This window comes from Micromonospora arida (assembly GCF_042873195.1).
Taxonomy (GTDB): domain Bacteria; phylum Actinomycetota; class Actinomycetes; order Mycobacteriales; family Micromonosporaceae; genus Micromonospora; species Micromonospora arida.
Genome location: NZ_JBIALC010000007.1, coordinates 336,272 through 358,633, shown reverse-complemented (window position 1 = coordinate 358,633; position 22,362 = coordinate 336,272). Strand labels below are relative to the sequence as shown.

At 71.5% G+C, this 22,362-nt stretch carries 22 protein-coding genes; 7 read left to right on the top strand and 15 right to left on the bottom strand.

All coding sequences use genetic code 11. The annotated features are described in order from the left end of the window. The first annotated feature begins 57 nt into the window (after window positions 1–57). From ACFYP0_RS22535 to ACFYP0_RS22525, 3 genes are all read left to right on the top strand, one after another. Window positions 58–2,202, top strand: coding sequence for a M14 family zinc carboxypeptidase (locus ACFYP0_RS22535; protein WP_357010099.1), 2,145 nt, complete (start codon window positions 58–60; stop codon window positions 2,200–2,202). A 145-nt stretch (window positions 2,203–2,347) separates the two neighbouring features. Beyond that, window positions 2,348–2,542: a hypothetical protein gene (locus tag ACFYP0_RS22530; protein ID WP_146765853.1), complete on the top strand. Its 195-nt coding sequence runs from the start codon at window positions 2,348–2,350 to the stop codon at window positions 2,540–2,542. An 86-nt stretch (window positions 2,543–2,628) separates the two neighbouring features. Further along, window positions 2,629–3,729: an aKG-HExxH-type peptide beta-hydroxylase gene (locus tag ACFYP0_RS22525; protein WP_357010102.1), complete on the top strand. Its 1,101-nt coding sequence runs from the start codon at window positions 2,629–2,631 to the stop codon at window positions 3,727–3,729. A gap of 39 nt (window positions 3,730–3,768) precedes the next feature. On the opposite strand, the gene fxsT is transcribed toward ACFYP0_RS22525, so the two are convergent. From fxsT to ACFYP0_RS22510, 3 genes are read right to left on the bottom strand one after another with little or no spacing between them, the layout of a single operon-like run. Next, on the bottom strand, window positions 3,769–6,969 hold the full coding sequence (fxsT, locus tag ACFYP0_RS22520) for an FxSxx-COOH system tetratricopeptide repeat protein (protein WP_355501101.1): 3,201 nt from the start codon (window positions 6,967–6,969) through the stop codon (window positions 3,769–3,771). Then, a complete protein-coding gene (locus ACFYP0_RS22515; protein WP_355501098.1) occupies window positions 6,966–7,940 on the bottom strand; it encodes a trypsin-like peptidase domain-containing protein in 975 nt (324 codons plus the stop codon). The genes fxsT and ACFYP0_RS22515 overlap by 4 nt, the downstream gene beginning before the upstream one ends. A gap of 57 nt (window positions 7,941–7,997) precedes the next feature. Beyond that, window positions 7,998–8,435, bottom strand: coding sequence for a CU044_2847 family protein (locus ACFYP0_RS22510; RefSeq protein ID WP_124856697.1), 438 nt, complete (start codon window positions 8,433–8,435; stop codon window positions 7,998–8,000). Window positions 8,436–8,505: 70 nt separating this feature from the next. Here ACFYP0_RS22510 and ACFYP0_RS22505 point away from each other — a divergent pair, with 70 nt between their 5' ends. Further along, window positions 8,506–9,270, top strand: a complete 765-nt coding sequence (locus ACFYP0_RS22505; RefSeq protein WP_355501095.1) for a class I SAM-dependent methyltransferase — start codon at window positions 8,506–8,508, stop codon at window positions 9,268–9,270. A gap of 259 nt (window positions 9,271–9,529) precedes the next feature. Here ACFYP0_RS22505 and ACFYP0_RS22500 read toward each other — a convergent pair whose 3' ends face one another. Further along, entirely contained in the window at window positions 9,530–10,075 is a 546-nt protein-coding gene (locus tag ACFYP0_RS22500) for a hypothetical protein (RefSeq protein ID WP_112623012.1), read from the bottom strand. Between the two features lie 139 nt (window positions 10,076–10,214). Here ACFYP0_RS22500 and ACFYP0_RS22495 point away from each other — a divergent pair, with 139 nt between their 5' ends. Continuing rightward, the gene (locus ACFYP0_RS22495; protein WP_355501091.1) at window positions 10,215–10,556 is read left to right on the top strand and encodes a hypothetical protein; all 342 of its coding nucleotides are present in this window, start codon (window positions 10,215–10,217) and stop codon (window positions 10,554–10,556) included. A gap of 11 nt (window positions 10,557–10,567) precedes the next feature. On the opposite strand, the gene ACFYP0_RS22490 is transcribed toward ACFYP0_RS22495, so the two are convergent. The 4 genes from ACFYP0_RS22490 to ACFYP0_RS22475 form a co-directional block, all read right to left on the bottom strand. Then, on the bottom strand, window positions 10,568–11,035 hold the full coding sequence (locus ACFYP0_RS22490; RefSeq protein ID WP_124772574.1) for a ribose-5-phosphate isomerase: 468 nt from the start codon (window positions 11,033–11,035) through the stop codon (window positions 10,568–10,570). A gap of 87 nt (window positions 11,036–11,122) precedes the next feature. Then, complete coding sequence (locus tag ACFYP0_RS22485) at window positions 11,123–12,322, bottom strand: DUF1015 family protein (RefSeq protein WP_355501088.1); 1,200 nt, start codon at window positions 12,320–12,322, stop codon at window positions 11,123–11,125. 89 nt (window positions 12,323–12,411) lie between these two features. After that, window positions 12,412–12,927, bottom strand: a complete 516-nt coding sequence (locus ACFYP0_RS22480; protein ID WP_355501086.1) for a hypothetical protein — start codon at window positions 12,925–12,927, stop codon at window positions 12,412–12,414. 179 nt (window positions 12,928–13,106) lie between these two features. Continuing rightward, the gene (locus tag ACFYP0_RS22475; protein ID WP_091405414.1) at window positions 13,107–13,733 is read right to left on the bottom strand and encodes a mycothiol-dependent nitroreductase Rv2466c family protein; all 627 of its coding nucleotides are present in this window, start codon (window positions 13,731–13,733) and stop codon (window positions 13,107–13,109) included. Between the two features lie 220 nt (window positions 13,734–13,953). Between ACFYP0_RS22475 and pepN the strand changes: the two genes are divergently transcribed. Together pepN and ACFYP0_RS22465 are read left to right on the top strand one after the other, a co-directional pair. Then, entirely contained in the window at window positions 13,954–16,503 is a 2,550-nt protein-coding gene (pepN, locus tag ACFYP0_RS22470; RefSeq protein ID WP_355501082.1) for an aminopeptidase N, read from the top strand. A gap of 84 nt (window positions 16,504–16,587) precedes the next feature. Continuing rightward, window positions 16,588–17,151, top strand: a complete 564-nt coding sequence (locus ACFYP0_RS22465; RefSeq protein ID WP_355501079.1) for a Uma2 family endonuclease — start codon at window positions 16,588–16,590, stop codon at window positions 17,149–17,151. A 56-nt stretch (window positions 17,152–17,207) separates the two neighbouring features. Here the strand turns inward: ACFYP0_RS22465 and ACFYP0_RS22460 are convergent, their stop codons facing one another. The 7 genes from ACFYP0_RS22460 to ACFYP0_RS22430 all read right to left on the bottom strand — a co-directional run bounded on the left by ACFYP0_RS22460 (window position 17,208) and on the right by ACFYP0_RS22430 (window position 22,332). Continuing rightward, a complete protein-coding gene (locus ACFYP0_RS22460) occupies window positions 17,208–17,615 on the bottom strand; it encodes a DUF5130 family protein (RefSeq protein WP_124856680.1) in 408 nt (135 codons plus the stop codon). Then, window positions 17,602–17,916 carry an aa3-type cytochrome oxidase subunit CtaJ gene (ctaJ, locus tag ACFYP0_RS22455; RefSeq protein WP_428842198.1) on the bottom strand — a complete coding sequence of 105 codons (315 nt, stop codon included), beginning with the start codon at window positions 17,914–17,916 and terminating at the stop codon, window positions 17,602–17,604. The genes ACFYP0_RS22460 and ctaJ overlap by 14 nt, the downstream gene beginning before the upstream one ends. 57 nt (window positions 17,917–17,973) lie before the next feature. Further along, window positions 17,974–19,437 carry an amidase gene (locus ACFYP0_RS22450; RefSeq protein ID WP_355501076.1) on the bottom strand — a complete coding sequence of 488 codons (1,464 nt, stop codon included), beginning with the start codon at window positions 19,435–19,437 and terminating at the stop codon, window positions 17,974–17,976. Between the two features lie 180 nt (window positions 19,438–19,617). After that, window positions 19,618–20,619 (bottom strand): amidohydrolase family protein, encoded by a 1,002-nt coding sequence (locus ACFYP0_RS22445; RefSeq protein ID WP_355501073.1) that lies wholly within the window; start codon window positions 20,617–20,619, stop codon window positions 19,618–19,620. After that, window positions 20,619–21,143: a 3-hydroxyanthranilate 3,4-dioxygenase gene (locus ACFYP0_RS22440; protein WP_124856674.1), complete on the bottom strand. Its 525-nt coding sequence runs from the start codon at window positions 21,141–21,143 to the stop codon at window positions 20,619–20,621. The genes ACFYP0_RS22445 and ACFYP0_RS22440 overlap by 1 nt, the downstream gene beginning before the upstream one ends. Then, window positions 21,140–21,568, bottom strand: a complete 429-nt coding sequence (locus ACFYP0_RS22435) for a RidA family protein (RefSeq protein WP_208741095.1) — start codon at window positions 21,566–21,568, stop codon at window positions 21,140–21,142. Before ACFYP0_RS22435 ends, ACFYP0_RS22440 begins: the two co-directional genes overlap by 4 nt. Further along, window positions 21,559–22,332, bottom strand: coding sequence for a 2-keto-4-pentenoate hydratase (locus ACFYP0_RS22430; protein ID WP_350858818.1), 774 nt, complete (start codon window positions 22,330–22,332; stop codon window positions 21,559–21,561). The genes ACFYP0_RS22435 and ACFYP0_RS22430 overlap by 10 nt, the downstream gene beginning before the upstream one ends. Between the last annotated feature and the right edge of the window lie 30 nt (window positions 22,333–22,362).

Below are 22,362 nucleotides of genomic sequence, written 5' to 3'. Positions count from 1 at the left end.
TCGATCTGTGCACTGGTGTAAGGACCAAGCACATCGACGTCCGTCACAGGAGGGCACATGATCGTCCGACGACGGTGGACAGCTGCCGCCACCACAGTGATCCTGTTCAGCGCAGTGTTGTCCCATCCCGCTTCCGGAGCGGCCGCACCCGCCGCCCCGGCCCCGATCACCCTGAGCGCCACCGAAACCGCAGTGGTCCGAGTCCAGCTCCGCGACCAGGCCCAACTGGACCGGCTCGTCGCCACCGGCGCGGACCTGGCCAACCGACCCCGCGCCCGCGACGGGCGGATCCTCGCCGACCTGGTGCTCAACGGCACGCAGCTCGGCGAACTGACCGCGCAGGGCGCGACGGCCGTGCAGATCGTGCAGCGCGCCGGGGACGGCAACCGGCACTACGGGGACAGCGTCCGCGCGGCTCAGGCCCGTACCGCCGCCGGGCTGCGCGCTCCGGCCGCCGGCCAACGGACCACCGCCGCCACAGCCGTGGACACCCTCCAGGTGCAGCAGGCGTACTGGTGGACCACGGGTGGGCAGACCTTCCTTCAGGCCCAGGTGGCCACCACCGCCACCGACGACCCGGACGTGGAGATCACCGTCAGTTGGCGCACGGCGGACGGCGCCACCGGCTCGTTCCCGCTGTACCGGTTCGAGGACTCCGGCGAGTACCAGTACCACTACAACCTTCCCCAGCCGGTGCCGAACCGGCCGGTTCAGCTGAACGCCACCTCCAGCCTCGGCGGGGTCAGCCGCGCGGTCACGCCGGCGCTCTGGCCGAACGCCTCCCCGCCGCCGCTGCCGGCCGGTTACCAGAAGGACTTCATCGACGCGTACCTGACGCCGGTGGACATCCAGGCGCGGATCAAGCGGCTGGCCCGGCAGTACCGGGACCTGGTGGACGTGATCGACCTGCCGAACAAGACCCAGGGATACCGACGCAACGCCGCCGGCTACCTCGGCGACCCGGCGGTGGCCGCCCTGGTGGTCGAGTCGGTCCGCTTCGGCGACCAGAACATGAACGGCGTACAGGTGCGGACGGTCGACCCGGGGCGGGCGAACCGGCCACTGACCGTCGGCTACCGCGACCGCGTCCTCACCGTGTCACTGGCCACTGACACCGCGGGCAAGACGGTGAGCACCACCGACGAGGTCGCTGCGGCGATCAACGCCCGTCAGCCGGACCGGTTCCGGGCCATCGTCGAGGACGGCTCGGCCGGGCTGCCGATGCCCGTCGCCGGCCCCACCCGACTCGACGACGGCCTCCAGGGCACCGAGGTGCCGGCACGGCCGTGGACGGTGCAGGCGCTGCGCCTCGGCGTACACCGGGACGGTTCCCGAGTCGGGGTTCTCGCGTACTCCCAGGAACACGCCCGGGAGTGGGCCACCCCGCTGGTGACGCTGGAGTTCGCCGAGCGGATGCTGGCCAACGCCCGGACCGACCCGGCCACGCGTGAGCTGCTGGAGCAGGTCGACATCTTCGTCATCCCGACGGTCAACCCGGACGGCGCGAACTACTCGTTCAACGACTTCAACTTCCAGCGCAAGAACCTCGTCAACCACTGCACCGGTGCGGCCCGCGACCCGAAGAACCGCACCTCGTGGGGCGTCGACATCAACCGCAACTACACGGTCGGGTCGTACTTCGACGGCTACGTGGGCGCCAGCGCCAACTGCCTGTCCGGTAACTATGCGGGCACCGCCGAGCTGTCCGAGGCGGAGAGCGGCAACGTGATCGCGCTCGCTCAGGACCACCCGAACATCAAGTTCGCGATGAACGTGCACTCCTACGGCGGGTACTTCATGTGGCCGCCGGGGGCGTACCGGGCCGACGGCAGGGTCACCCTGCCGCGACCGTCGATCGACGAGTCGACGCTGTTCCTCAACAGCGCCCGGCGGATCGTCGGCGCCATCGCCCAGGAGCGCGGCACCGTCACCTGGCCGTCGCAGACCGGACCGGTCGCCGACGTGCTCTACTCCGCCGCCGGCAACTCGGCCGACCAGCTCTACTACGAGCTGGGCATCTTCGCCTGGGACTTCGAGGTCGGCAACGACCGGTGGAACCCGGCGACCAACCAGTGGGAGGGCGTCGGCTTCCAGCCGCCGTTCGACGAGGCGCACGGCGAATCCCAGGAGTACGCCGGCGGGCTGGTGGAGATGGTCCGGGTGGCCCGCGACTACGCCGCCGCCGAGGCGGCCGCCGGCTGATCGCGGGTCCCGTACCGCCGCCGGTCACGGCCGGCGACGGTACGGCCCGGGACGGGCAACCCCCGGTGACGGACGGTAAGCCGATGGTGATCACAGACGTTGACGTGTTTTCATGTCAGCACGCCTGCGCCAACCCGGGACATCGATGACTGAGCAACCCGCACCTGATCACCTCGTTGTGGTCGACGTGTTGACGCAGGGTCTGAGCCACCTGCTACGCGACGAGGATCCGGAACTGGCCCGATGGATCGAGGAACTGGTCGCGACACTGAAGAGTCCCCGGCAGACGACGCTAGCCGGCTGGAACAGCTTCCTCGACCCCGGCGCCGACTCCAGCTGACCCGCTCGGAGTTCACCCGCCTGGCCGACGGCCGGGCTGGCCCGGCTGCCATCCGCGCTCTGCGGCGCGCGCAACGCAACCGGACGATGCTCGTCCTCAAGAGCCTCGCCGACACCGACGACGCCCTGGCGGCGTCGGCGCACCTGCTCGGCCAGGCCCATCACCTCGACCCGGCCGCCGCGGACGTGCTGCTCGATCATCCGTGGCTGGCGGTCTGGGCGATCGATCGGGTCCGGCACGGTGCCACCGGCCGACCCGACTACCTTCCGTTCGCAGCGCTCGCGGCGGCCGCTCTCAGCGGGCGGTCGGACGCGGCGGTGCCGGTCACGCCGCGCGCGGGCCTGGTGCCCGTGCCGGGCCTCGGGGTGCTGCGCCGACGCGGCGGCAGCACAACGGTGACGCCGGCCGACCTGACCGGGCGCCGATGGACGCCCACCCGCTGGTGGCGCTTCACCGACCAGTCGGTCACCCTCGACCTCCGCGTCGACGACCTGGACCCCTACCGCGACTGCTTCGGGCTACCGGTCGCCGCCCGGCTCTCCGCACCGGAGGCCGCGGAGCTGGAACGGTCCGTCGGGCACGCCTGGCACCTGCTCGTCGGGTACGCCCCGACGCACGCCGCCGAGGTGGCCGCCGGGATCAGCACCTTCGTACCGTTGGCCGACGGCACCGAGCGCGGGCACAGTGTCACGCACGCCGACGCCTTCGGGGCGTTGGCCGCCGACGCCAACCTCGACCCGGTGGACCTGGCCGTGACGATGGTGCACGAGCTGCAACACAGCAAACTCAACGCTGTCCTCGGCCTGGTCCAGCTTCACGAACCCACCGACCCGGCGCACTACTTCGCGCCCTGGCGTCCTGACCCGCGTCCGATCGGCGGGCTGCTGCACGGCACCTACGCGTTCACGGCCGTCGCCGAGGTGTGGGCCGCGCTGCGCGCCCATCCGGACCTGGCGGCCCAGGCCACCGCGCGGTTCGCGGTGGTACGGGCGCAGTTGGAGCGCGCCCTGGTCGAGCTCCGCCGGGCTGGAAGTCTCACCTCGGCCGGGCGGCTCTGGGCAGATCGCCTGGCCGAACGAATCGGCCAACTGGCCACCGTGCCGGTCCCGGCATCCGCCGACGCAGCCGGGCGGCGTGAGGTGGCGGAGGCCGAGCGCGCACGCCGACCGACGATCACCACCGGATGAACCCACAGCTCGGTACGGCCACCGCCGGTGGGCGAGGCGTCAGGTCAGCCCAACGGTTTCGATGTCGCACTCGATGCGCCGCTGACCCCGCGCGGCGTCCACCTCCGGATGATCCGGCCCGAACAACGCCTCCAGCGCCGCGGCAGCCTCGTCGAGCAGCTCGCGGCCCCGATCCTCCTCGCCGACCTCGATCAGATCGACCGACGCGTTGACCGCGCAGTAGAGCGTGTACGGGTGCCCCGGCCCACGCAGGCGACGCGAGTCCTCGAGGATCGCCTCGGAGAGCACCTGCGCCTGCTCCAGCCGGTGCGACCGGACCAAATTGATCGCCTGCGCGGTGCGCGCGCTCAGCAGGTACGGATGGGTGGGCGGCAACGCCTCGCCCATCGCCTGCAGGGTGGCCGCACCCAACTCCCGCGCCTCACGGTCGAAGTTGCGAGCCCGCAGGATCACCCCGAGGTTGACCGCAGCGCAGAGCGTGACCGGATGGCGCTCCCCGAAGACGGCTCGGAAGGTGGCGTGCCCCTGGGCGGCCAGGGCGTACGCCTGGGTCGCATCGCCCGCCGCGCGCATGGCGTTGGCGCAGGTCATGCCCGCCTCCGCGGCCAGCACATGATCGGTCCCGAAGCGGCGGGTCACCAGCCGGTAGTTGGCCGCGCCCTCGGCCACGGCGGCGTCGAGCCGCCCCGTCTTGCGCAGGCAGGCGATGTGGATGCAGGTGGCGCGCAGCACGGTGAGGTGCTCCGCGCCCAGCAGCGACCGCTGCACCGGCAGGGAGCTGTCCAGCAGTTCCAGCGCGTCGGCGTACCGGCCCAGGAGGTAGAGGTCGCGCGCCTGGGCCTCCTGGGCCAGCACCAGTGCATAGGTGCCGTCCTCCGCTGCCGCACCGGCGTGCCGCGCCACTTCGAGGTTGAGCTCGTACGCCCCTTCGAAGTCACCGATCAGGCGGAGGTTGATCGCCATCGAGTTCATCACCCGCAGCGTGCTCGGATGCCCGTCGCCGAGCACCCGGCGGTGCACGTCGAGGTTGCGCCGGTCCAGGTCGGCGGCGGCAGCGAAGTCGCCGATGCGCCGCAGGTCCGCGCCGACGCTGTTCGCCGCACCCAGGGTGTACTCGTGTTCCTCACCGAGGCTCGTCCGCATCCGCTCCAGCGCTTCGAGGCCGAACGCGGCCGCGCGCGGGTCGGCGAGCAGCCGCAGAGCATCCGCGTACCGTCGCATCGCCAGCAGGGTCAGCGGATCGTCACTGCGCTCGCCGTCCGGACCGGGCTGGTCCCAGGCGGCCAGGATCTCCTCCGCGAAGTCCCGACAGCCTTCGAAGTCACCCAGGTTGTAGATGTAGCGCAGCTGGTCCATCGCCGTCCGGCGGGCGTCGAGGTCACCGTGGATCAGACCGGCGACGCGGACGTGTGGCGCGATGTCGGCATGGCGGGGCCAGGTGCTCCGGTCGTCGGGGAAGCCCGGGTTGGCGGCGGCCAGCAACCGGCGGGCGTTCGTCAGCGGGCCGTCGTCGCCCTGCTCGGCGAGCCCTTCCCGGATGACCGCCTGCACCAGTCGGTGCACCTGTACGTGCCGGCTGGCATTGTCCGCCTTCGCGAGCCCGAGCGACGCCAGTTGCCGGATGGCCCGGGCTATGTCGTTGCGCTCCTGAAGGCTGGTGCGCAGCGGTTCGTCCAACCCGGCGCGGCGCCCCTCCCAGAGCAGGCGCATCGGGACCGGATCGGGGCTGAGGAAGGCGAGTAGCTGGATCAGCTGCGCGGCGGCGGCATTCTGCTCGCGTACTGCGGCGAGGGCCATCGACACCACGGTCAACACGGTGCCCCGGTACTGCCGGGGCTGCCCCTCACCCAGCAGCTCCCGGGCGTGTTCCTTGAGGTCGACGAGGTATTCGTCGACCGACGACAGCATGGTGAGCAGCCAACTGACGGCTTGTTCCAGGGCGAGTGGCAGGTCGCCAAGCTCCGCGGCGAGCCGGCGGGCGTCCTCAGGGCTGGTCGCGGGACGCCGCTTGAGCAGCAGTTCCACGCTCTCGGCTCGGGTGAACACGTCGACGTCCAGGGTCAGGGCGCTCGCCGACCAGGCCATGTTCCGCGACGTGACGAGGACGTGGCCGCGTTCGCCGACGAGGTTGGACGAGGGCATGAGCGGAGCCAGCTCGTGCGGGTCGTCGGCGTTGTCGTAGACCAGAAGCCAACTCAGCGAACTCGTCGACAGTGAGTCGAGCACCGTCCGTACCGTCTGCTCCAGGCTGGCGCTCGCCGCCAGGCCCAGCCGCTCGCCGAGGGCGGCGATCGAGGTACGCAGCGCGCTGAGATCCTCGGCGGCCATCCACCAGATCAGCTGGTAACGGTCCGCGTACCGGTAGGCGAACTCGACCGCGAGCTGGGTCTTGCCGACCCCACCGACACCGCGCAGCGCCGCTTCCGGCAGCACCGAGGCCCGGTGCTGTGACGACAGCAGTTCGTCGAGCTCGACGAGCTGCCGCTCCCGGCCGGTGAAGTACAGGTTGCGCGGTGGGACGCCGCCCCGGATGAGCGTTCGGGATCGCTGGGGCGTCGTCTCCTCGATGATGATCGTCCTGCGCATGTCGGATTCAGGGTCCTCTCCACCGGCCTCGGCCGGCGCCGCCTGGTGCGGGGATCGTAGCGACGTCCAGTGCGCCTTCGCAGCCACGCGCACATCGTCGAGGTCGGCGGTGGTGAGCAGCAGGGCCGCCGCCGCATCTCGCAACCACTGCTCCAACGGCTTGCTGTCCGACTCGAGACCGGCGAGGACCAGGCCCGCCAGCGCCACGGCGGCCGGGACCTGCCAGTCACCCACCGGCTGCCAGCCCACGGCGTCCACCAGGCCGGGCAGGTCCTCTGGTGACAACGAGCGATCCGCGACTGCCGCGACGGCGCCGGTCAGCACCTCGGCCGGGACGTCCGTGAGCAACTGCGCGAGGAGCCAGGAGAGGTAGATCTGCTGGGCGGAGGTGACAGCGGCGGCGCCCGGGTGGAAGTTGGCGATGACCTGCAACAGCATCGACAGGCCGCCGGGCTCCTGCGCGCAGGCGCGCACGATGAGGTAGACGTCGTACCGGACCTCGGAGTGCCGGGGCACCGACAGCCGCTTGCGCAACTCCCCCTCGACCTCGTTGAGGTAGAGCGAACGGGTGTTCCCGTCGTTGATCGAACTCATCGACAGCAGCGCGTCGCAGATGGCTTGCACCTTGGCGCTGGGCATCCGGGGCGTCGTCACCGATTGTCCTCCGTACCCGTCAGCAGACCGAGGCTCTCGGCAAGGTCACGGAAGGCCCGCAGTGGCCTGCTCGCCGGCCCCTCCGTCAACAGCAGGACGCGATAGAGAGCTGCGATCCCATCCTCGTACTCTAAGCCCGTCCGAATCAGGCCGAACATGTCGAGACCCAATGGCCCGAATGGGTTCACCATCCGACTGATGTGCGATGGCAGCGACTGAATGACCAATTGACGGCTGTCGGGGTGCCGGAGTACCGGGATTTCCTCCAGCAGTCGAGCCAGCGCCATCTTTTGCGCGAATGAGAGTGGCGCGGATGCCGGCCGGTGCGTCGCCCGGGCGACGGCCGCCGACGGGCCGGACGGCAGCAGGGCAGGTGGCAACAGGCCGGTCGGCAGCAGGGCACGCCACTGCCCCACCGGCAACATCCAGCCGACCAACTGCTGGCCGACGCTCGCGCGGGCCAGCACCATGCCCACCACGGCGCCGTCCGGCGCGTACACCCCGGAACCACTGAACCCTCTGTCGATTCCGGCCGTGGCAGGGGAGATCCGGTCGAGTTGACGCCATCCGGTGCCCGCGTCGACCGGACCGACGGCCCGCGCCAGCACCATGACGGACGCGGGGGTGTTGGCCGGAAAACCCACGATCCGCACGTCGAACTCGTCGTCGCCACGATCGGCCAGGGTGGCGGGGGCGGACGGCAGCGGTGTGGCGCAGCGCAGGACCGCCAGGTCGCCGTCGCCCGCCGGGCCGACACCCCGGGACCAGGTCACCTCGGCGGCGACCCGGGTGCCGGGGTGGCTCGGTGTGTCGACGAGCATCCGGGGCTGGTCCGCCCCGGTGCCGTCATCGACGACATGCCAGCAGGTCAGCACCAGGTCACCGGTCAACTGGATGCCCGCGCCCACGACCGACGAGGAGGGCCCACCGAGTATCCGCACCCGGCCGGCGAGCGACCGGGTGCCGGTCATCGGTGCTCCGCCGACCACTCGACCAGGACGGCCGGCGGCCGACGGCCGGCGCTGCGGTCAGTCATGCGCGGCGTTCTCCTGCGCGCCGGCGCCGGCCACGTCCTCAGCCGGCGACGGCAGTGCGGGGACGGGCGAGGTCCAGATCAACTTGACCTTGAGGTGGCCCTGCGCGCTGGTGCGGGCGACGACGGCGCCAGCCTCCGCGGTGAGGGTGACGCCGATCTCGACCTCCACCTGATCGGGGCGCACCGCCACCCCCCGGACCACGCCCAGCGCCGCGTCGAGCGCGGGCTTGATGTGGGCCAGTGCCATTTCCAGCGTCTGCCGGGCGGGGCGGATCCGGTCGAGCAGACCGACCCGTTCCAGATCGGTGCCAGCGTGTTCCTCGACGAGGAGGACGCCCTGATCAGTCTCGAAACGAAGGAGATCCGCCACGTGACAAATTCTCGCCGAAAGATCGTTCGGAATAGGTGTCAGATCACTGACAGGAGTCATTGCATGCACCCTGCGCCGACACTGGCCACATTCGCTTGCCATCACCACTGCGGCCTGTCAGCCTGACGCAATGCAGGACACGGCGACCTTCCAGGATCTGCTCCGCGAAGGCGCCGACGCACCAGTGGACGGTTGGGACTTCTCCTGGTTCGACGGCCGCGCGACAGAACAGCGGCCGTCCTGGGGATATCTGAAACTCATGGCAGCCCAGATGAGGGTGGCCCGCGCCGCGCTGGACATCCAGACCGGCGGCGGCGAGGTGCTCTCCGAGGTGCCAGCATTCCCACCGGTGACCGTGGCCACCGAACACTGGCCACCCAACCTCCAGCTTGCCCGGCGCGCGCTCGAACCGCGCGGCGTGCGGGTGGTCGACGTTGCCGAGGACGCTCCGTTCCCGTTCCCCGACGAGACGTTCGACCTGGTGGTGAGCCGGCACCCCAACGTCGTGCTCTGGGACGAGATCGCACGGGTGCTCACTCCCGGCGGGCGATACCTCGCCCAGCAGATCGGCCCCGGCTCGAACCGGGAGCTGGCCCAGTTCCTCACCGGTCCCCGCGAGATCAGCGACGAACGCAGCCCGGCCCGCGCCGCCGCCGACGCGCGAGCCGCCGGCCTGGTCATCGACGAGCTGCGGCACGAAGTGCTGCCGACCACCTTCAACGACGTGGCAGCGGTGGTGCACTTCCTCCGCAAAGTCATCTGGACGGTGCCGGACTTCAGCGTGGACCGCTACCGGGCCCGCCTCGCCGATCTGCACGACCACATCCGTCGCCACGGTCCGTTCGTGGCCCACGCCCAGCGCATCCTGGTCCGGGCGCACAAGCCCGAGCACTGACGCGGACGGGCCCGCGCCGCTGGCCGGATATCACCCGTACCCACCAGGTACCTGGTGGGACGGCCTGTCCATGGACACGAACACCACCCACTGACCGCCGCACCATCGCAAACACGCAAGCCCACGAAGGAGGTACCGGTCGGAGCGGCCGGCCACGGATGAACCGCGGCCGGCCGGGTAAGCAGCGACCTTGCCTGGTGGGGAGACGACCGGGTGCACGGGTGGGCGGTCTCGGACCGGCCCGCCCGTGCACGCCCGGTCAGTTCGAGGAGATCCAGTTCCAGGCCGAGACGACCCACTCGGTCTGCTGGAGCCACGCCACGCCGAGGCCGACGAGGAACACCGCAGTCGCCAGGTGGGCACCTCGGGCACTGCGCCGGACCCGGCCCAGCTGCCGCTCCAGCACGACCCGGCCGACCAGCCGGAACAGGGCGAACAGGCCGACCGCCACCAGCAGGCTGAGCACCAGCACCAGCAGCGGGCCGCTCAGGTCGCCCTGACCGGACAGCGCCCAGATCCCCCAACACACGAACGCGAAGAGGCCTGCCGCCGCGCTCCATTCACCGCCGCGCCGCAGCTGCGCCATCCGGGAGCTCAGCGAACGACGGGGCACCGGTTCGCCGGGCCAACCGGTGCCGGTCGGCTCCTGCTCGACCACCGGGAACGGCTCCGTCCGCGGGGTGCGCGGCTCACCCACCGGAGCGACCCCCCGGCGGAACCCGTCACGCTGCGGCGGCACCCCGACGCCGGCCTGCGGTGGCACCTCCACGGTCCGCTCCGCCCACGGCTGCGTCTGGTCTGCCATCTCGTCCTCCCCCTGACCGACGGCAACAGCACCGCCTTGATTCGAGGGTAGCCAGCCGGCAAATCGGTCGCCGACCCCGGCCGGGACGCGCGGCCCCGCGACGGTGCCGGATCGAACCCGGCCAGGGTACGGTCGGCTGATGGGTGACCCCGACCGACGACGGCGACGGCTGCGCCACCACGCCGACACCGAGACGGCCAGACCGGGTGCGGACGGCCCGACGGTCAGCACATCGGGCGTGCACGACGGTGACGAGCCGCCGCCGCGACGCAGGAGCACAGGCGGCGACGAGCGCGACGGCGAGCGAGGGCTGCGCGGGTTGGTCGGGTCCGGCTCATCCCAGGTGGGGCTGAGCGCCGCGCTACGGGCCCGGGACGCGGCCCGCCCCACCGACGACGACCTGGCCGAGGCGGAAGCCCGGGTGGTGGTCGTCCGGCGAAACTGGGTGCCCCGCGAAGAGCTGCCCCGCTCGCCGCGCTGAGCGCCGCACGGTCAGGGCAGGTCGGGCAGCTTCCGGGTCCGCTCGTACTCGGCCACCTGGGCGATCCGACGAGCGTGCCGCTCGTTGCCGGAGAACGGCGTGTTCAGGAACGCCTCGACGATGGCGGTCGCCTCGTCCAGCGTGTGCTGGCGGGCACCGATGGCGACGACGTTCGCGTCGTTGTGCTGGCGGGCCAGCTGAGCGGTCTCGACGCTCCAGGCCAGCGCGGCGCGGACGCCGGCGACCTTGTTCGCGGCGATCTGCTCACCGTTGCCGGAGCCACCGATGACCACTCCGAGGCCCGTCTCGTCGGCCACCACCTGGTCGCCTGTGTGCAGGCAGAACGTGGGGTAGTCGTCGTCCGGGTCGTAGCTGTGCGGGCCGACGTCGACCACGTCGTAGCCCTGCATGGCCAGGTGGTTGGCGAGGTGCACCTTCAACTCGAAACCGGCGTGATCGGATCCCAGGTAGACGCGCATACCGGGCAGTCTGTCAGGCCGCGCTCGGGGACGTCACAGGGGCGGCGTCCCCGAGCCGGGTTCGTCACACGGTCGTGGGGATGGCACTCAACGCGGCAGCTCGGCGACGACCAGACCGCCGCGCGCCTTCGGGGTGAACCAGGTGCTCTTGCGGGGCATCTTCTCCCTGGCCAGGTTGACCGCGACGAAATCCGCCACGGTCACCGGCGCGATCAGGATGGCCAACTCCGCCCGGCCGGCGTCGACCTCACCGGTGAGCCAGCTCGCCGGGTAGTCACCGCCGACGTAGGTGATCCGCTTGTCACCCGGGTCCAGACCGAGCGCGTCGCGCAGCACCAGCCGCTCGACCAGGGCGTGGTCCAGGTCTTCCAGGCGGGCGGAGGCGGTGGCGGGCAGGCGCACCGCGTACCCCTGGCCGTCGAGGCGGAGGTGCACGGTGCCGCCGGCAGCCGGGACCTCGACCGGGCCGTCGATCGGCTCGACCTCGGCGCCCGCGGCCCGCAGCCGGTCGAGCAGCTCGGCCGGGGTGGTGGTCAGCTCGCTGACCAGCCGGTTGTACGGCTGGATGGCCACCGACGCGGGGGTGGTGACCACGGCCAGGAAGCGCGGCAGCCCTCCGGTCTGGGCGGCCAGGCTGCGGTGGTTGCCGTCCGCGACGACCAGGTCCCCGCCACCGGCGAGAGCGGTCAGCGTGGCCTGCTCCGGGCCGGGGCCGAGCAGCCAGATGGCGTGCGTGCGCCCCGCCTGGTCGGTGTCCGTCGCGGCGGGCGCGCCGGCCGTGTCGGTCGCCGCCGCGAGCGCGGCGTGCAGCTCGTCGCCACGCCCGGTCTGAAGCAGGAGTACGGGTGAGAGCAGGTGACCCAGCGCGTCGGCCAGCGCCACCCGCTCGCGCACCTTGGCGATGAAGACGTCCTCGTTGCGGATGACCAGGCCCGGCTCGTCTGCCCGGGTGGAGATCTGGTCGGTGTCCACCATCGCGAACAGCCCGTACGCCGGCTCCTCACCGGGCGCGCTGATCCGGTAGAGCACCACCACCTGCTCGGCGGGGGTGTAACTGCCGTCGGCCTTGGCCTCGGCGAGGCGGGCCACCGCGTCCGGCAGCGCGTCGAGGAACGACTTGCCCAGGCTCTGCGGGGCGCGGTGCGGCATCTCGATGCCGAGAGCGCTGTGCGGGTTCGACTCGATGATCGCGGTGATCTCCGCGTCGTCGGCGAACTCGTCGTAGTTTTGCGCGCCGGTGCCGCCAGTGGTGACCCAGGCCCGGGTGATCGGATGCACGACCGTCATACCCACTGACGCTACCGGCGACGGTGTCGCCGCCGACGGGGACCCGCGGGGCGTCCACCAGATGAAAGCGCCCGGTGGGGCCCGGGTGGTCAGCCGGCGCGGTCGGAGGTGCCCCGGCGGTGCTTACCCGCGCTCACCGGCCCACCGTTGCCACGCCGACCGGTCCCGATCGGCCCGGCGTTCAGGGCGCGGCGGGGCGACGCGGGCGGTCCCGGCACGGGACGGTCGGGAGGAGGCGTGGGAACGGGCCGCGGGCTCAACGGCGGCGTCGGCACCGGGCGCGGAGGAGCTGGCGCCGGCGGCGGGGGCGCCGGTTCGGCCGGTGCCGCCCCCGACGGCACCAGCGCCGGCGCGTCGGCCGGCACCGCGTCGACGGACGACGGCAGTGGGTCGACCGCCCTGGGCGGGGTGATCCGGGAGGTCACCGGGACCCGGGCCACGCCCACCACGATGGGCGGCGCGAGTAGATCCACCAGATGGGCGGGCAGGTCCGGGCGGACCGTCGGCCAGCGGGAGTCGTCAACGGACCAGTAGTCCGTGCCGGGAGTCTCGATCACCCCCTGCCGGGTCAACTGATCGTCACCGGACGCACGGTGCTTGGCCATCGGGATTTGCCTCCACGAACTGCGGCGCGCGGCCCTGCGGGTCGCTGCGGCGGACACCGAGGGAAACGACGCCGCCCGCCTCCCGGTGACGCCACGACTCCGCCGACCTCGACACCCGACGAGAAACGCCCCCGTCCGCGCGACTGACGATGCACGGACGGGGGCGCGGTGGTCGCCGCTCAGTCGAAGATCGGGCTCTGCTCGCGGGTGCGCTTGAGCTCGTAGAAGCCAGGGGTGCCGGCGACCAGCAGCACGCCGTCCCAGAGCCGGCCGGCGGCCTCCCCCTTCGGAGCCGGAGTGATCACCGGACCGAAGAACGCGACCGGGGTGCCGTCCGGGCCGGGCGCGTGCACGACCGGAGTGCCCACGTCCTGCCCGACCGGGCGCATGCCCGCCTCGTGACTGGCCCGCAGTGCCTCGTCGTAGTCGGTGCTGTCGGCGGCCGCGGCCAGTGCCGGGTCGAGGCCGGCCTCGGTGAGCGCGGCCACGTACAGCTCCGGACCCCGCTCCTGCTTCTGCAGATGGATCCGGGTGCCGAGCGCGGTGTAGAGCGGGCGCAGCACGTCATTGCCGTGCAGCTGCTCGGCGGCGATGCAGACCCGCACCGGGCCCCACGCCGTCTTCAGGAACTCCTTGTACTCCTCGGGCAGCTCGTCCCGGCCATCGTTGAGCACGGCCAGGCTCATCACGTGGAAGCGGATGTCCACATCCCGGATCTGCTCGACCTCAAGCAACCAGCGGGAGGTGATCCACGCCCACGGGCAGGCCGGGTCGAACCACATGTCGGCGGTGACACGTTCGGTCACGGTGAGATCCCTTCGCGACGGGTGGCGCCGACAGGTCGGCGTCTCAGAGAATCTTCACCCCGCAGCGCAGCGACCGGCACCCGAATGAGAGCGTGACCTCGGCCACCGCGGGCTGCCCGTACATGGAAGACTCGAATCGGGCCAGCCGTCACGAGCGGTAGGCGAACGGGCGCCGCCGGGCGTACGGCGACATGTGGGATGGAGACGAACAGTGCCGGGAGTGCGCAACCTGACGCAGGTCGAGGCGACCGAGCGGGCACGCCTGCTCAACGTGACGGGGTATGACATCAGTCTGGACCTGTCCAGCGCCGTGCTGGCGGCCGACGGCCGCACGTTCTCCTCGACGACCGAGGTCCGGTTCCGCTGCTCCGAACCGGGTGCGAGCACCTTCATCGAGCTGGCCGCCGAGTCGGTGCGGTCCGCGACGCTGAACGGCACGCCCGTCGACCTCTCCGACTGGTCCGCCGAGAAGGGCCTGACCCTGTCCGGGTTGGACAGCGACAACGTCCTGGTGGTCGACGCCGACTTCGGTTACTCCAACAGCGGTCAGGGTCTGCACCGGACGGTCGACCCGGTGGACGGCGAGACGTACCTCTACAGCCAGTTCGAGACGGCCGACGCGCAGCGGGTGTTCGCCTGCTTCGACCAGCCCGACCTGAAGAGCGTCTACACCTGGCACGTCACAGTGCCGGCGCACTGGCGGGCGGTCTCCAACATGCCGGTGCAGCGGGAGGAGTCGGCGGGTGAGGCGCTCAAGACGCTGCACTTCACCGAGTCGCCGCGGATGAGCACCTACATCACCGCGATGTGCGCCGGGCCGTACCACGAGGTGCGCGACGCGCACGACGGCATCGACCTGGGGGTGTTCTGCCGGGCGTCGATGGCACAGTATTTGGACTCCGACGACCTGTTCCTGATCACCAAGCAGGGCTTCGACTTCTTCCACGAGAAGTTCGGCGTGCGCTACCCGCTGCCGAAGTACGACCAGCTGTGGGTACCCGACTTCAACGCCGGCGCGATGGAGAACTTCGGCTGCGTGACGCACGCCGAGTCGCACTACCTGTTCCGCTCGCAGGTCACCGACTTCGAGTACGAGCAGCGGGCCAACACGATCCTGCACGAACTGGCCCACATGTGGTTCGGTGACCTGGTCACCATGCGCTGGTGGAACGACCTGTGGCTGAACGAGTCGTTCGCCGAGTGGGCCAGCCACTGGTGCAACACCAACGCGACCCGGTTCACCGAGGCGTGGACGACCTTCCTGTCCATCCGAAAGAACTGGGGCTACCGGCAGGACCAGCTCTCCTCCACCCACCCGGTCTACACCGAGATGCCGGACATGGAGGCCGTGGAGGTCAACTTCGACGGCATCACCTACGCCAAGGGCGCGAGCGTGCTCAAGCAGCTCGTCGCCTACGTGGGTGAGGAGCCGTTCGTGGCCGGGCTGCGGGCCTACTTCGGCAAGCACGCCTGGGGCAACGCCACCTTCGACGACCTGCTCACCGAGCTGGAGGCCGCTTCCGGGCGGGAGCTGCGCAAGTTCGCCGCGCAGTGGTTGGAGACCGCGCAGGTCAACACGCTGCGTCCGGAGGTGACCATCGGGGCCGACGGCACGTACGAGCAGGTGCTGGTGCGGCAGGAGGCCCCGGCGGCGTACCCGACGCTGCGGACCCACCGCATCGGCGTGGGCCTGTACGACCTGACCGACGGGCGGCTGGTCCGTCGGGAGCGGTACGAGGTGGACGTGACCGGCGAGCACACGGATCTCGCCCCGCTGCGGGGCGTCCGGGCGGCCGACGTGTTGCTGCTCAACGACGACGACCTCAGCTACACCAAGCTGCGCCTCGACGAGCGCTCGATGGCGACAGTGGTGCAGCACATCGGTGGCTTCGACTCGTCGCTGGCCCGCGCGCTCTGCTGGACCGCCGCATGGGACATGATCCGCGACGCCGAGCTGTCCGCCCGCGACTACGTGGCGCTGACGCTGAGCGGGTTGCCCGCGGAGACCGACATCAACCTGGTCACCGCCACCCTTCGGCAGGCGACCACCGCGCTCACCCTGTACGCCGACCCGGCCTGGGCGCCGACCGGCTGGGCCGACCTGGCCCGTACCGCCCGCGACGCACTCGCCGCCGCCGAGCCCGGCAGCGGGTTCCAGTTGGCCTGGGCCCGCGCGTTCACCTCGGCGGTCCGCTCCGACGAAGACCTGGCCACGCTGCGCGGTTGGCTGGACGGCACCGGCATGCCGGCCGGGCTGACCGTCGACACCGAGCTGCGCTGGTCGGTCCTCGCCGCGCTGGTGGCCAACGGTGCCGCCGGGACCGCCGAGATCGAGGCCGAGCTGAGCAGCGACCGCACGGCCAGCGGTGAGCGGGAAGCGGCGTACGCGCACGCGTTGATGCCGACGGCCGAGAACAAGGCCGCCGTGTGGGCCCTGCTCACCGGCCCGGACGCGCTGCCCAACTGGCGACACCGGGCGCTGTTGCAGGGCTTCGCCCACCCGGCTCAGGTGGAGCTGATCGCCCCGTACCGGGAGCGGTACTTCGCGGCGGTCGGGCAGGTGTGGGCCACCCGGGACAGCGAGCCGGCGCAGGAGTTCGCCCAGCTGGCGTACCCGACCTACCTGGTGGAGGACGACACGGTCGCGGCCACCGACGCGTGGCTGGCCGGTGACGGGCACCCCGCCCCGCTGCGTCGGCTGGTGGCCGAGGGCCGCGACGGTGTGGTGCGGGCGCTGAAGGCCCGCGCGAAGGACGCGCAGCAGAGCTGACCAGCGAGTACACGGCCCGGGCCGGTGTGGGCTGAGAGCTCACGCCGACCCGGGCCGTTATGGTTGCGGAAGGAGGTGGACGTGATGGCACAGCCGACCTACCAGTGGCAACCCCCGGAGCGGGGCTGGCGCGAGCAGGACCTGTACGACCTGCCTGAGGACGGGAACCGCTACGAGATCATCGACGGGAGCCTGCACGTGACGCCACCCCCGGGTTATGGGCATCAGGAACTGGCGGATGAGCTACGGGCGGCCCTTCGTTCGGCGGCGCCGGCCGGGTGGCGGGTCATCCGGGAAGCGGGGCTCCGAGCGGTCGAGGGCAACCTCATCCCTGATGTCACGGTACTGAAGCCGACAGCCCCGAGGGACGGCACCTGGGTTGAAGCAGCGGACGTGGCACTTGTTGTCGAGGTGGAGTCACCGAGCAGCCGTCGGCATGACCGATTCACCAAACCGTCGCTATACGCTGAGGCCGGCATCCCCGCCTACTGGCGGGTCGAGCGCGGCGACTTCGGCCCCGTCGTATACCGCTACGAGTTGGTGAAGGGCGTTCACTACAACCTGCTCGGCACGGTCGGCCCGGACGACCCTGTGCAGGTCGACGAGCCGTGGCCGATGCGCCTCGATCCGTCCGCCTGGCCCCGCTGAACGCGAAAGCCCGGCCCGCTCTCCAGCGGGCCGGGCTTCGTCGTACGAGTAGGGGCTCAGCCCTTGCCGGCGTGGCTGGCGAGCTGGTCGAGGCCGTTGATGATGCCGCCGGCCAGGTCACCGCCGCTGAACGCGCCGACCATCGAGAGCGCGGCCAGCTTGGCGTACGTGTCGGGGATGCGCTTGCGGGCGTACCGCCCGGTGATGATCTCCAGCTGCCGCTGGTTGGGCGACACGGCGATCAGCACCGACTTGTCGGGCTCGGCGAGCTGACGGTGCAGCCGCTGGGCGTGCTCACGGATCGGCTCGTCGAGACCACCGACGAAGACCGAGAAGACCAGACCCGTGCCCTTGTCGGCCAGGCGCAGGGCCTCGTCGATGCGCAGCAGCTGGCGGGTCGAGAACGGCCCGTCGAGCACCTCGGGCGGATTTTCCGACCCGGCCTGCTTCTCACCAACGGTCACTTGCGCCTCCGGTTCCACCGGCCGGCGCCTCGACGCTGGCCTGCTCAAGCTTGTGGCTGGTCAGCGCGGGCGCCTGCGCCCCCGCCGTCAGCGCGGTGCCGGCCGAGTCGGCCAGCTGCTCCGGGCGGCCCAAGAACCAGACCGGAGTGAAGTCGAAGGGCCGGCCCGGGCGGTAGCGCTTGGCGCCACCGCCACCGCCGGTGGCACCCCCACGGCTACCGGCGTACGACAGGCCGGCGATGACCAGCACCGCGGCCAACGGGATGCCGACGAAGACCAGCAACGTCTCGGTAACAGACAATCCCAACGCCCCCAGGCGGAAGAAGGACGACCTTGAACAACCGGGTCGGATGGACGATCACGCTGCCGACCGCCCGACTCCGTCGCCATTCACGTTAGCGGAGTCTGCGGCCCGCCAGATTGCGGGGTGCCGATCCCATCCGTCACTGGAGTTCTCCAGTTGCGCAGCGGTAGCGATAAGCCGCTCGTCGTCGCCGTACCGACCGGTGAGCAGCACCCCGACGGGCAGGCCGTCGGTCGTGGTACCCAGTGGCAGGGAGACGGAAGGATCGCCGGTGACGTTGAAGATGGCGCAGTAGGGCGAGAACCGGCGTTGCCGGTCGAAGTCGGCGGCCGGGTCCGCGTCGGCGGTGAACCAGCCGACGGGTGCCTGCGGGGTGGCCAGGGTGGGACAGAGGAGCAGATCACAGCCGGCGGTGCGGCGAGCACCGAGGCGCACCTGCGCCTGCAACTCCCCGAGGGTGGCGGACAGGGTGCCGGCGGAGAGTTCGGCGCCCCGGGCCCGGAGCAGCCGGGTCAACGGCAGCAGCTCCGGCTCCCGCTGCGGTGGCACCGGGGCGAGCGCCAGGACGTACCAGAGGATCTCGAACAGCGGCCACGCCGCCGGGCCGAGCGGCGGCGGCACCTCGACCACCTCGTGGCCGGCCGCCGTGAGCAGCGCGGCGGCCCGGTCCACGGCGGCCACGCAGTCGGGATGCACCGGTTCGTCGGCGAGCATCGGCGTGGTGAACCGGCCGATCCGTAGCGGGCCGGGCTCGGCCCGGCGCGCTACGGCCAGGTAGCCGCCGGACGGCGCGGGCGGCGGCAGGTAGGGCTCGCCGGGGACCGGGACGGCCATGACGTCGAGCAGTGCCGCGACGTCGGTGACCGTCCGCCCGAGCGGGCCGCTGGTGGGCAGGCCGAACGCGCCGGAGCCGATCGGCCCGCCGGAGACGAGGCCCCGACTGGGCTTGTAGCCGACCAGGCCGCAGAGCGACGCCGGGATGCGCAGCGACCCACCGCCGTCGGACCCCTGGGCGACCGGGACCAGCCCGGCCGCGACCGCCGCCGCCGCGCCGCCGCTGGACCCGCCCGCGGTGTACGCCAACTGCCACGGGTTGCGGGCCGGCGGCGCGACCCGGCCCTCCGAGTAGAGCGAACAGCCCAGCTCGGAGGTGGTCGTCTTGCCCAGGCTGACCAGACCGGCGGCCTTGATGAAGCGGACCACGTCGGCGTCGACCGGCGGGACGAAGTCGAAGAATGCGGCCGAACCGAAGGTGGTGCGGACCCCGGCGGTGAGCGTCAGGTCCTTGATCGCGGTTGGCACGCCGTGCAGCGGGCCGCGCTCCTCGATCGGCACCGCGTCGGCGGCGCGCGCGGCCTGCCGGGCGAGGTCCGGTGTGACGGTGACGAACGCGCCCACGGTGTCGCCGAGCGCCGCCACCCGGCGCAGGGAATGCTCGACCAGGTCGACGCTGGACAGCTCGCCGCGGGTCATCGCGGCGGCCTGCTCCAACGCGGTCAGGTCGTGCGGCTCGGCCATGCCGTCATCCTGCCGGCAGTCGGCCCTTCGCGCAGCCGACACGCGCCGGCGACCGGAAACGGACCAATCGGATGCCACACCGCACGATTGGCGTGTCGAGCCGCAGATCTTGGACAGTTTCCGTCAGGCTCAAACGGAAACTGTCCAAGATCTGCGCATGCCGGCGGCGTTAAGCCGCGCTCAGCCGTGCAGGAAGCGGAGGGCGTTGGTGGACAGGAGCTTGTCGCGTTGGCCGTCGCTGAGGAAGTCGGCCGCGTGAACCACCGCGCCGGCCGGCCGTTCGCCCAGCGGGTACGGGTAGTCGCTGCCGACCAGCACCCGGTCCTCCCCCAGGGTGTCGACCAACAGCCGCAGGGCGGGCGGCGCGAAGACCACCGAGTCGACGCTGAACCGGTCGAGGTAGCTGCTGGGCGGGCCGGCGGACGCGCCCCGGACCAGGCCGCCACGGCGGTGCCAGGCGTTGTCGGCGCGGCCGAGCCAGAACGGGAAACTGCCGCCGCCGTGCGCGAAACAGATCCGCAGCGTCTCGGGCACCCGGTCGAAGACACCGCCGAGGATCATCGCCAGCACCGACAGGTGCGTCTCGGCGGGCATCCCGGTGAGCCAACGGGCCATCCAACGGTCCAGTCGCGGCCCTCCGGGCATGTCCCACGGGTGGACGAAGACGGGTGCGCCCACCTCGGCACAGTGCTGGAGGAAGGTGACCACGCCGGCGTCGTCCAGGTCCCGGTCGCCGACGTGGTTGCCGATCTCCACGCCCACGTGCCCGGCGGCGAGGCTGCGGTCCAGTTCGGCACAGGCGGCGTCCGGGTCCTGGAGCGGCACTTGGCAGAACGGCACCAGTCGGTCACCTCCGGCCGCGGTGACCTCCAGGGTCAGGTCGTTGAAGATCCGGGCGACCTTCACCGCCTGGTCGGCCGGACGGTCGTAGCTGAAGAAGACCGGGGTGGGCGAGACCACCTGCACGGCCACGCCGTCGGCGTCCATGTCGGCCAGTCGGCGCGACGCGTCCCAGCACTCGGCCCCGACCGGGCGGAACTCCGTCTCCCCCACCATGATCATGGCGGCGCGCTCCGAGTCGACCCGCAACCACGGCCAGCCGGACCCGCCGCACGCCGCGCCGAGGTCCGGCCAACCCTTCGGTACGACGTGCGTGTGCACGTCGACCACGCCTGCGGGCATCAGCCCTTGCCCGGGTGCAGGGTGCCGCAGTTGGCGCAGGTGCGGGCCGCCTCGTCGGCGTAGAACGCCTGGAACACCGGGGGCAGATCGGCGGCGATGTCGCGGACCTGCAACTCGACCTCGTGCACCTTGCTGCCGCACTCCGGGCAGTACCACTGGAACGTCTCCAGCGTGCCCTCCTCGCGGACCCGCTCGACGACCACGCCGATCGAGCCGGGCTCCGGCCGCTGCGGCGAGTGCGGGGTGTTGCGCGGCAACATCCACATCTGACCCTCGCGCACGTGCACCGTACGCGGCCCCTCCGGGGTGACCAGGTTGATGTGCATGTTGCCCTTGACCTGGTAGAAGAACTCCTCGTACGGGTCCACGTGGAAGTCGGTGCGCTGGTTGGGCCCGCCCACCACCATCACGATGAAGTCGTCCCCGCCGGGGAACATCTCCTTGTTGCCCACCGGGGGCTTCAACAGGTGCTGGTTGTCGGCGATCCAGCCCGGAAAGCTGAACGGCTCGGCGATCTCACTCACGACTGACCTCCCGAGGGAAGAAGGGCCACGGCCTGGATTTCGATCAGCAGGTGCGGGTGCGGCAGCTGGTGCACCGCCACCGTCGTACGGGTCGGGCCGGAGGCGTCGAAGAACTCGGCCCACACCTCGTTGTAACCACCGAAGTCGTTCATGTTGACCAGATACGTCGTCACCTGGACCAGGTCGGTCAGGTCCGCGCCCACCGAACGCAGAAGATCCCGCACGTTCTCGATGACGGCCCGTGTCTGCACACGGATGTCGAGGTTGGTGGTGCCGAACCCGTCCACCTCGACACCGGCAAAGGTGTTGTCCGGGCGCCGCGACGACGTACCGGAGACGAAGACGAACCCGCCGGCGACCTTGACGTGCGGAAAGGCTCCCCGCGGGACGGCCTTCCCGGCCACCACCCGGGCGGTCACGACGATGCCCGCAGCGAGGCCGTGCCGAGCTTCTCCACGACGGCGCGGACGTGGGCGCCGGGACGCAGCGGAACAGCGGCGGTGGCGGCACCGGCCAGGAAGACCCAGCCGGACTCCAGCCGCACCCCGTGCCTGCCCGCCAGCCGGATCCCCTCGTCGAGCGCCCGGCGCGGATCACCGAGGATCGCCGCCGTCGAGCCGACCTGCGCCACCCGCCCGTCGACCTCCAGCAGCACGCCCAGGTTGTCCAGCCCCGCCGGCACCGGCGACCACGGCCCGATCACGAAGGCGGCGGCCGAGGTGTTGTCCGCGACGACGTCCGGCAGCGAGAAACGGAAGTCCGCGTACCGGGAGTCGATCAATTCGATGGCCGGGGCGACCGCGCGGACCGCCGTGGCGAAGTCACCGACCGGTTCCCCCGGCTCGGGCAGCCGGTCCAGCAGGAACGCCACCTCCGGCTCGACCCGGGGGTGGATGTACGCGGCCGGGTCGACGGCGCCGCCGTCGGGCACCCGCATCGCGTTGGTGAGCCGCCCCCAGATCACCTCGTCCACGCCGACCTGGGCCATCTTCGCCCTGCTGGTCAGCCCCATCTTCAGCCCGACGAGCCGCTCACCGGCGTTCAGCCGGCGTTGCAGCAGCGCGGCCTGCACGGCGTACGCGGTGTCCACGTCGAGGCCGGTCTCGGCGGCGAGCTGCGGGATCGCGGTGGCCGTGTCGGCCGCCGCGCCCAACTTCTCGGCGATCCCGACGATGTCTACGCCGATCATGCTGCGCCACCTTCCGTTCGCGACTGCGGG

Bases quoted from the DNA above. Each gene is read 5' to 3' on its own strand.
- ACFYP0_RS22480 (WP_355501086.1), bottom strand. From the start codon at position 12,927: ATGGCCAAGCACCGTGCGTCCGGTGACGATCAGTTGACCCGGCAGGGG.
- ACFYP0_RS22450 (WP_355501076.1), bottom strand. From the start codon at position 19,437: ATGGCCGAGCCGCACGACCTGACCGCGTTGGAGCAGGCCGCCGCGATG.
- ACFYP0_RS22535 (WP_357010099.1), top strand. From the start codon at position 58: ATGATCGTCCGACGACGGTGGACAGCTGCCGCCACCACAGTGATCCTG.
- ACFYP0_RS22465 (WP_355501079.1), top strand. From the start codon at position 16,588: ATGGCACAGCCGACCTACCAGTGGCAACCCCCGGAGCGGGGCTGGCGC.
- ACFYP0_RS22490 (WP_124772574.1), bottom strand. From the start codon at position 11,035: ATGCGCGTCTACCTGGGATCCGATCACGCCGGTTTCGAGTTGAAGGTG.
- ACFYP0_RS22500 (WP_112623012.1), bottom strand. From the start codon at position 10,075: ATGGCAGACCAGACGCAGCCGTGGGCGGAGCGGACCGTGGAGGTGCCA.
- ACFYP0_RS22515 (WP_355501098.1), bottom strand. From the start codon at position 7,940: ATGACCGGCACCCGGTCGCTCGCCGGCCGGGTGCGGATACTCGGTGGG.
- ACFYP0_RS22495 (WP_355501091.1), top strand. From the start codon at position 10,215: ATGGGTGACCCCGACCGACGACGGCGACGGCTGCGCCACCACGCCGAC.
- ACFYP0_RS22525 (WP_357010102.1), top strand. From the start codon at position 2,629: ATGCTCGTCCTCAAGAGCCTCGCCGACACCGACGACGCCCTGGCGGCG.
- ACFYP0_RS22430 (WP_350858818.1), bottom strand. From the start codon at position 22,332: ATGATCGGCGTAGACATCGTCGGGATCGCCGAGAAGTTGGGCGCGGCG.
- ACFYP0_RS22445 (WP_355501073.1), bottom strand. From the start codon at position 20,619: ATGCCCGCAGGCGTGGTCGACGTGCACACGCACGTCGTACCGAAGGGT.
- ACFYP0_RS22505 (WP_355501095.1), top strand. From the start codon at position 8,506: ATGCAGGACACGGCGACCTTCCAGGATCTGCTCCGCGAAGGCGCCGAC.
- ACFYP0_RS22530 (WP_146765853.1), top strand. From the start codon at position 2,348: ATGACTGAGCAACCCGCACCTGATCACCTCGTTGTGGTCGACGTGTTG.
- ACFYP0_RS22510 (WP_124856697.1), bottom strand. From the start codon at position 8,435: ATGACTCCTGTCAGTGATCTGACACCTATTCCGAACGATCTTTCGGCG.
- ACFYP0_RS22485 (WP_355501088.1), bottom strand. From the start codon at position 12,322: ATGACGGTCGTGCATCCGATCACCCGGGCCTGGGTCACCACTGGCGGC.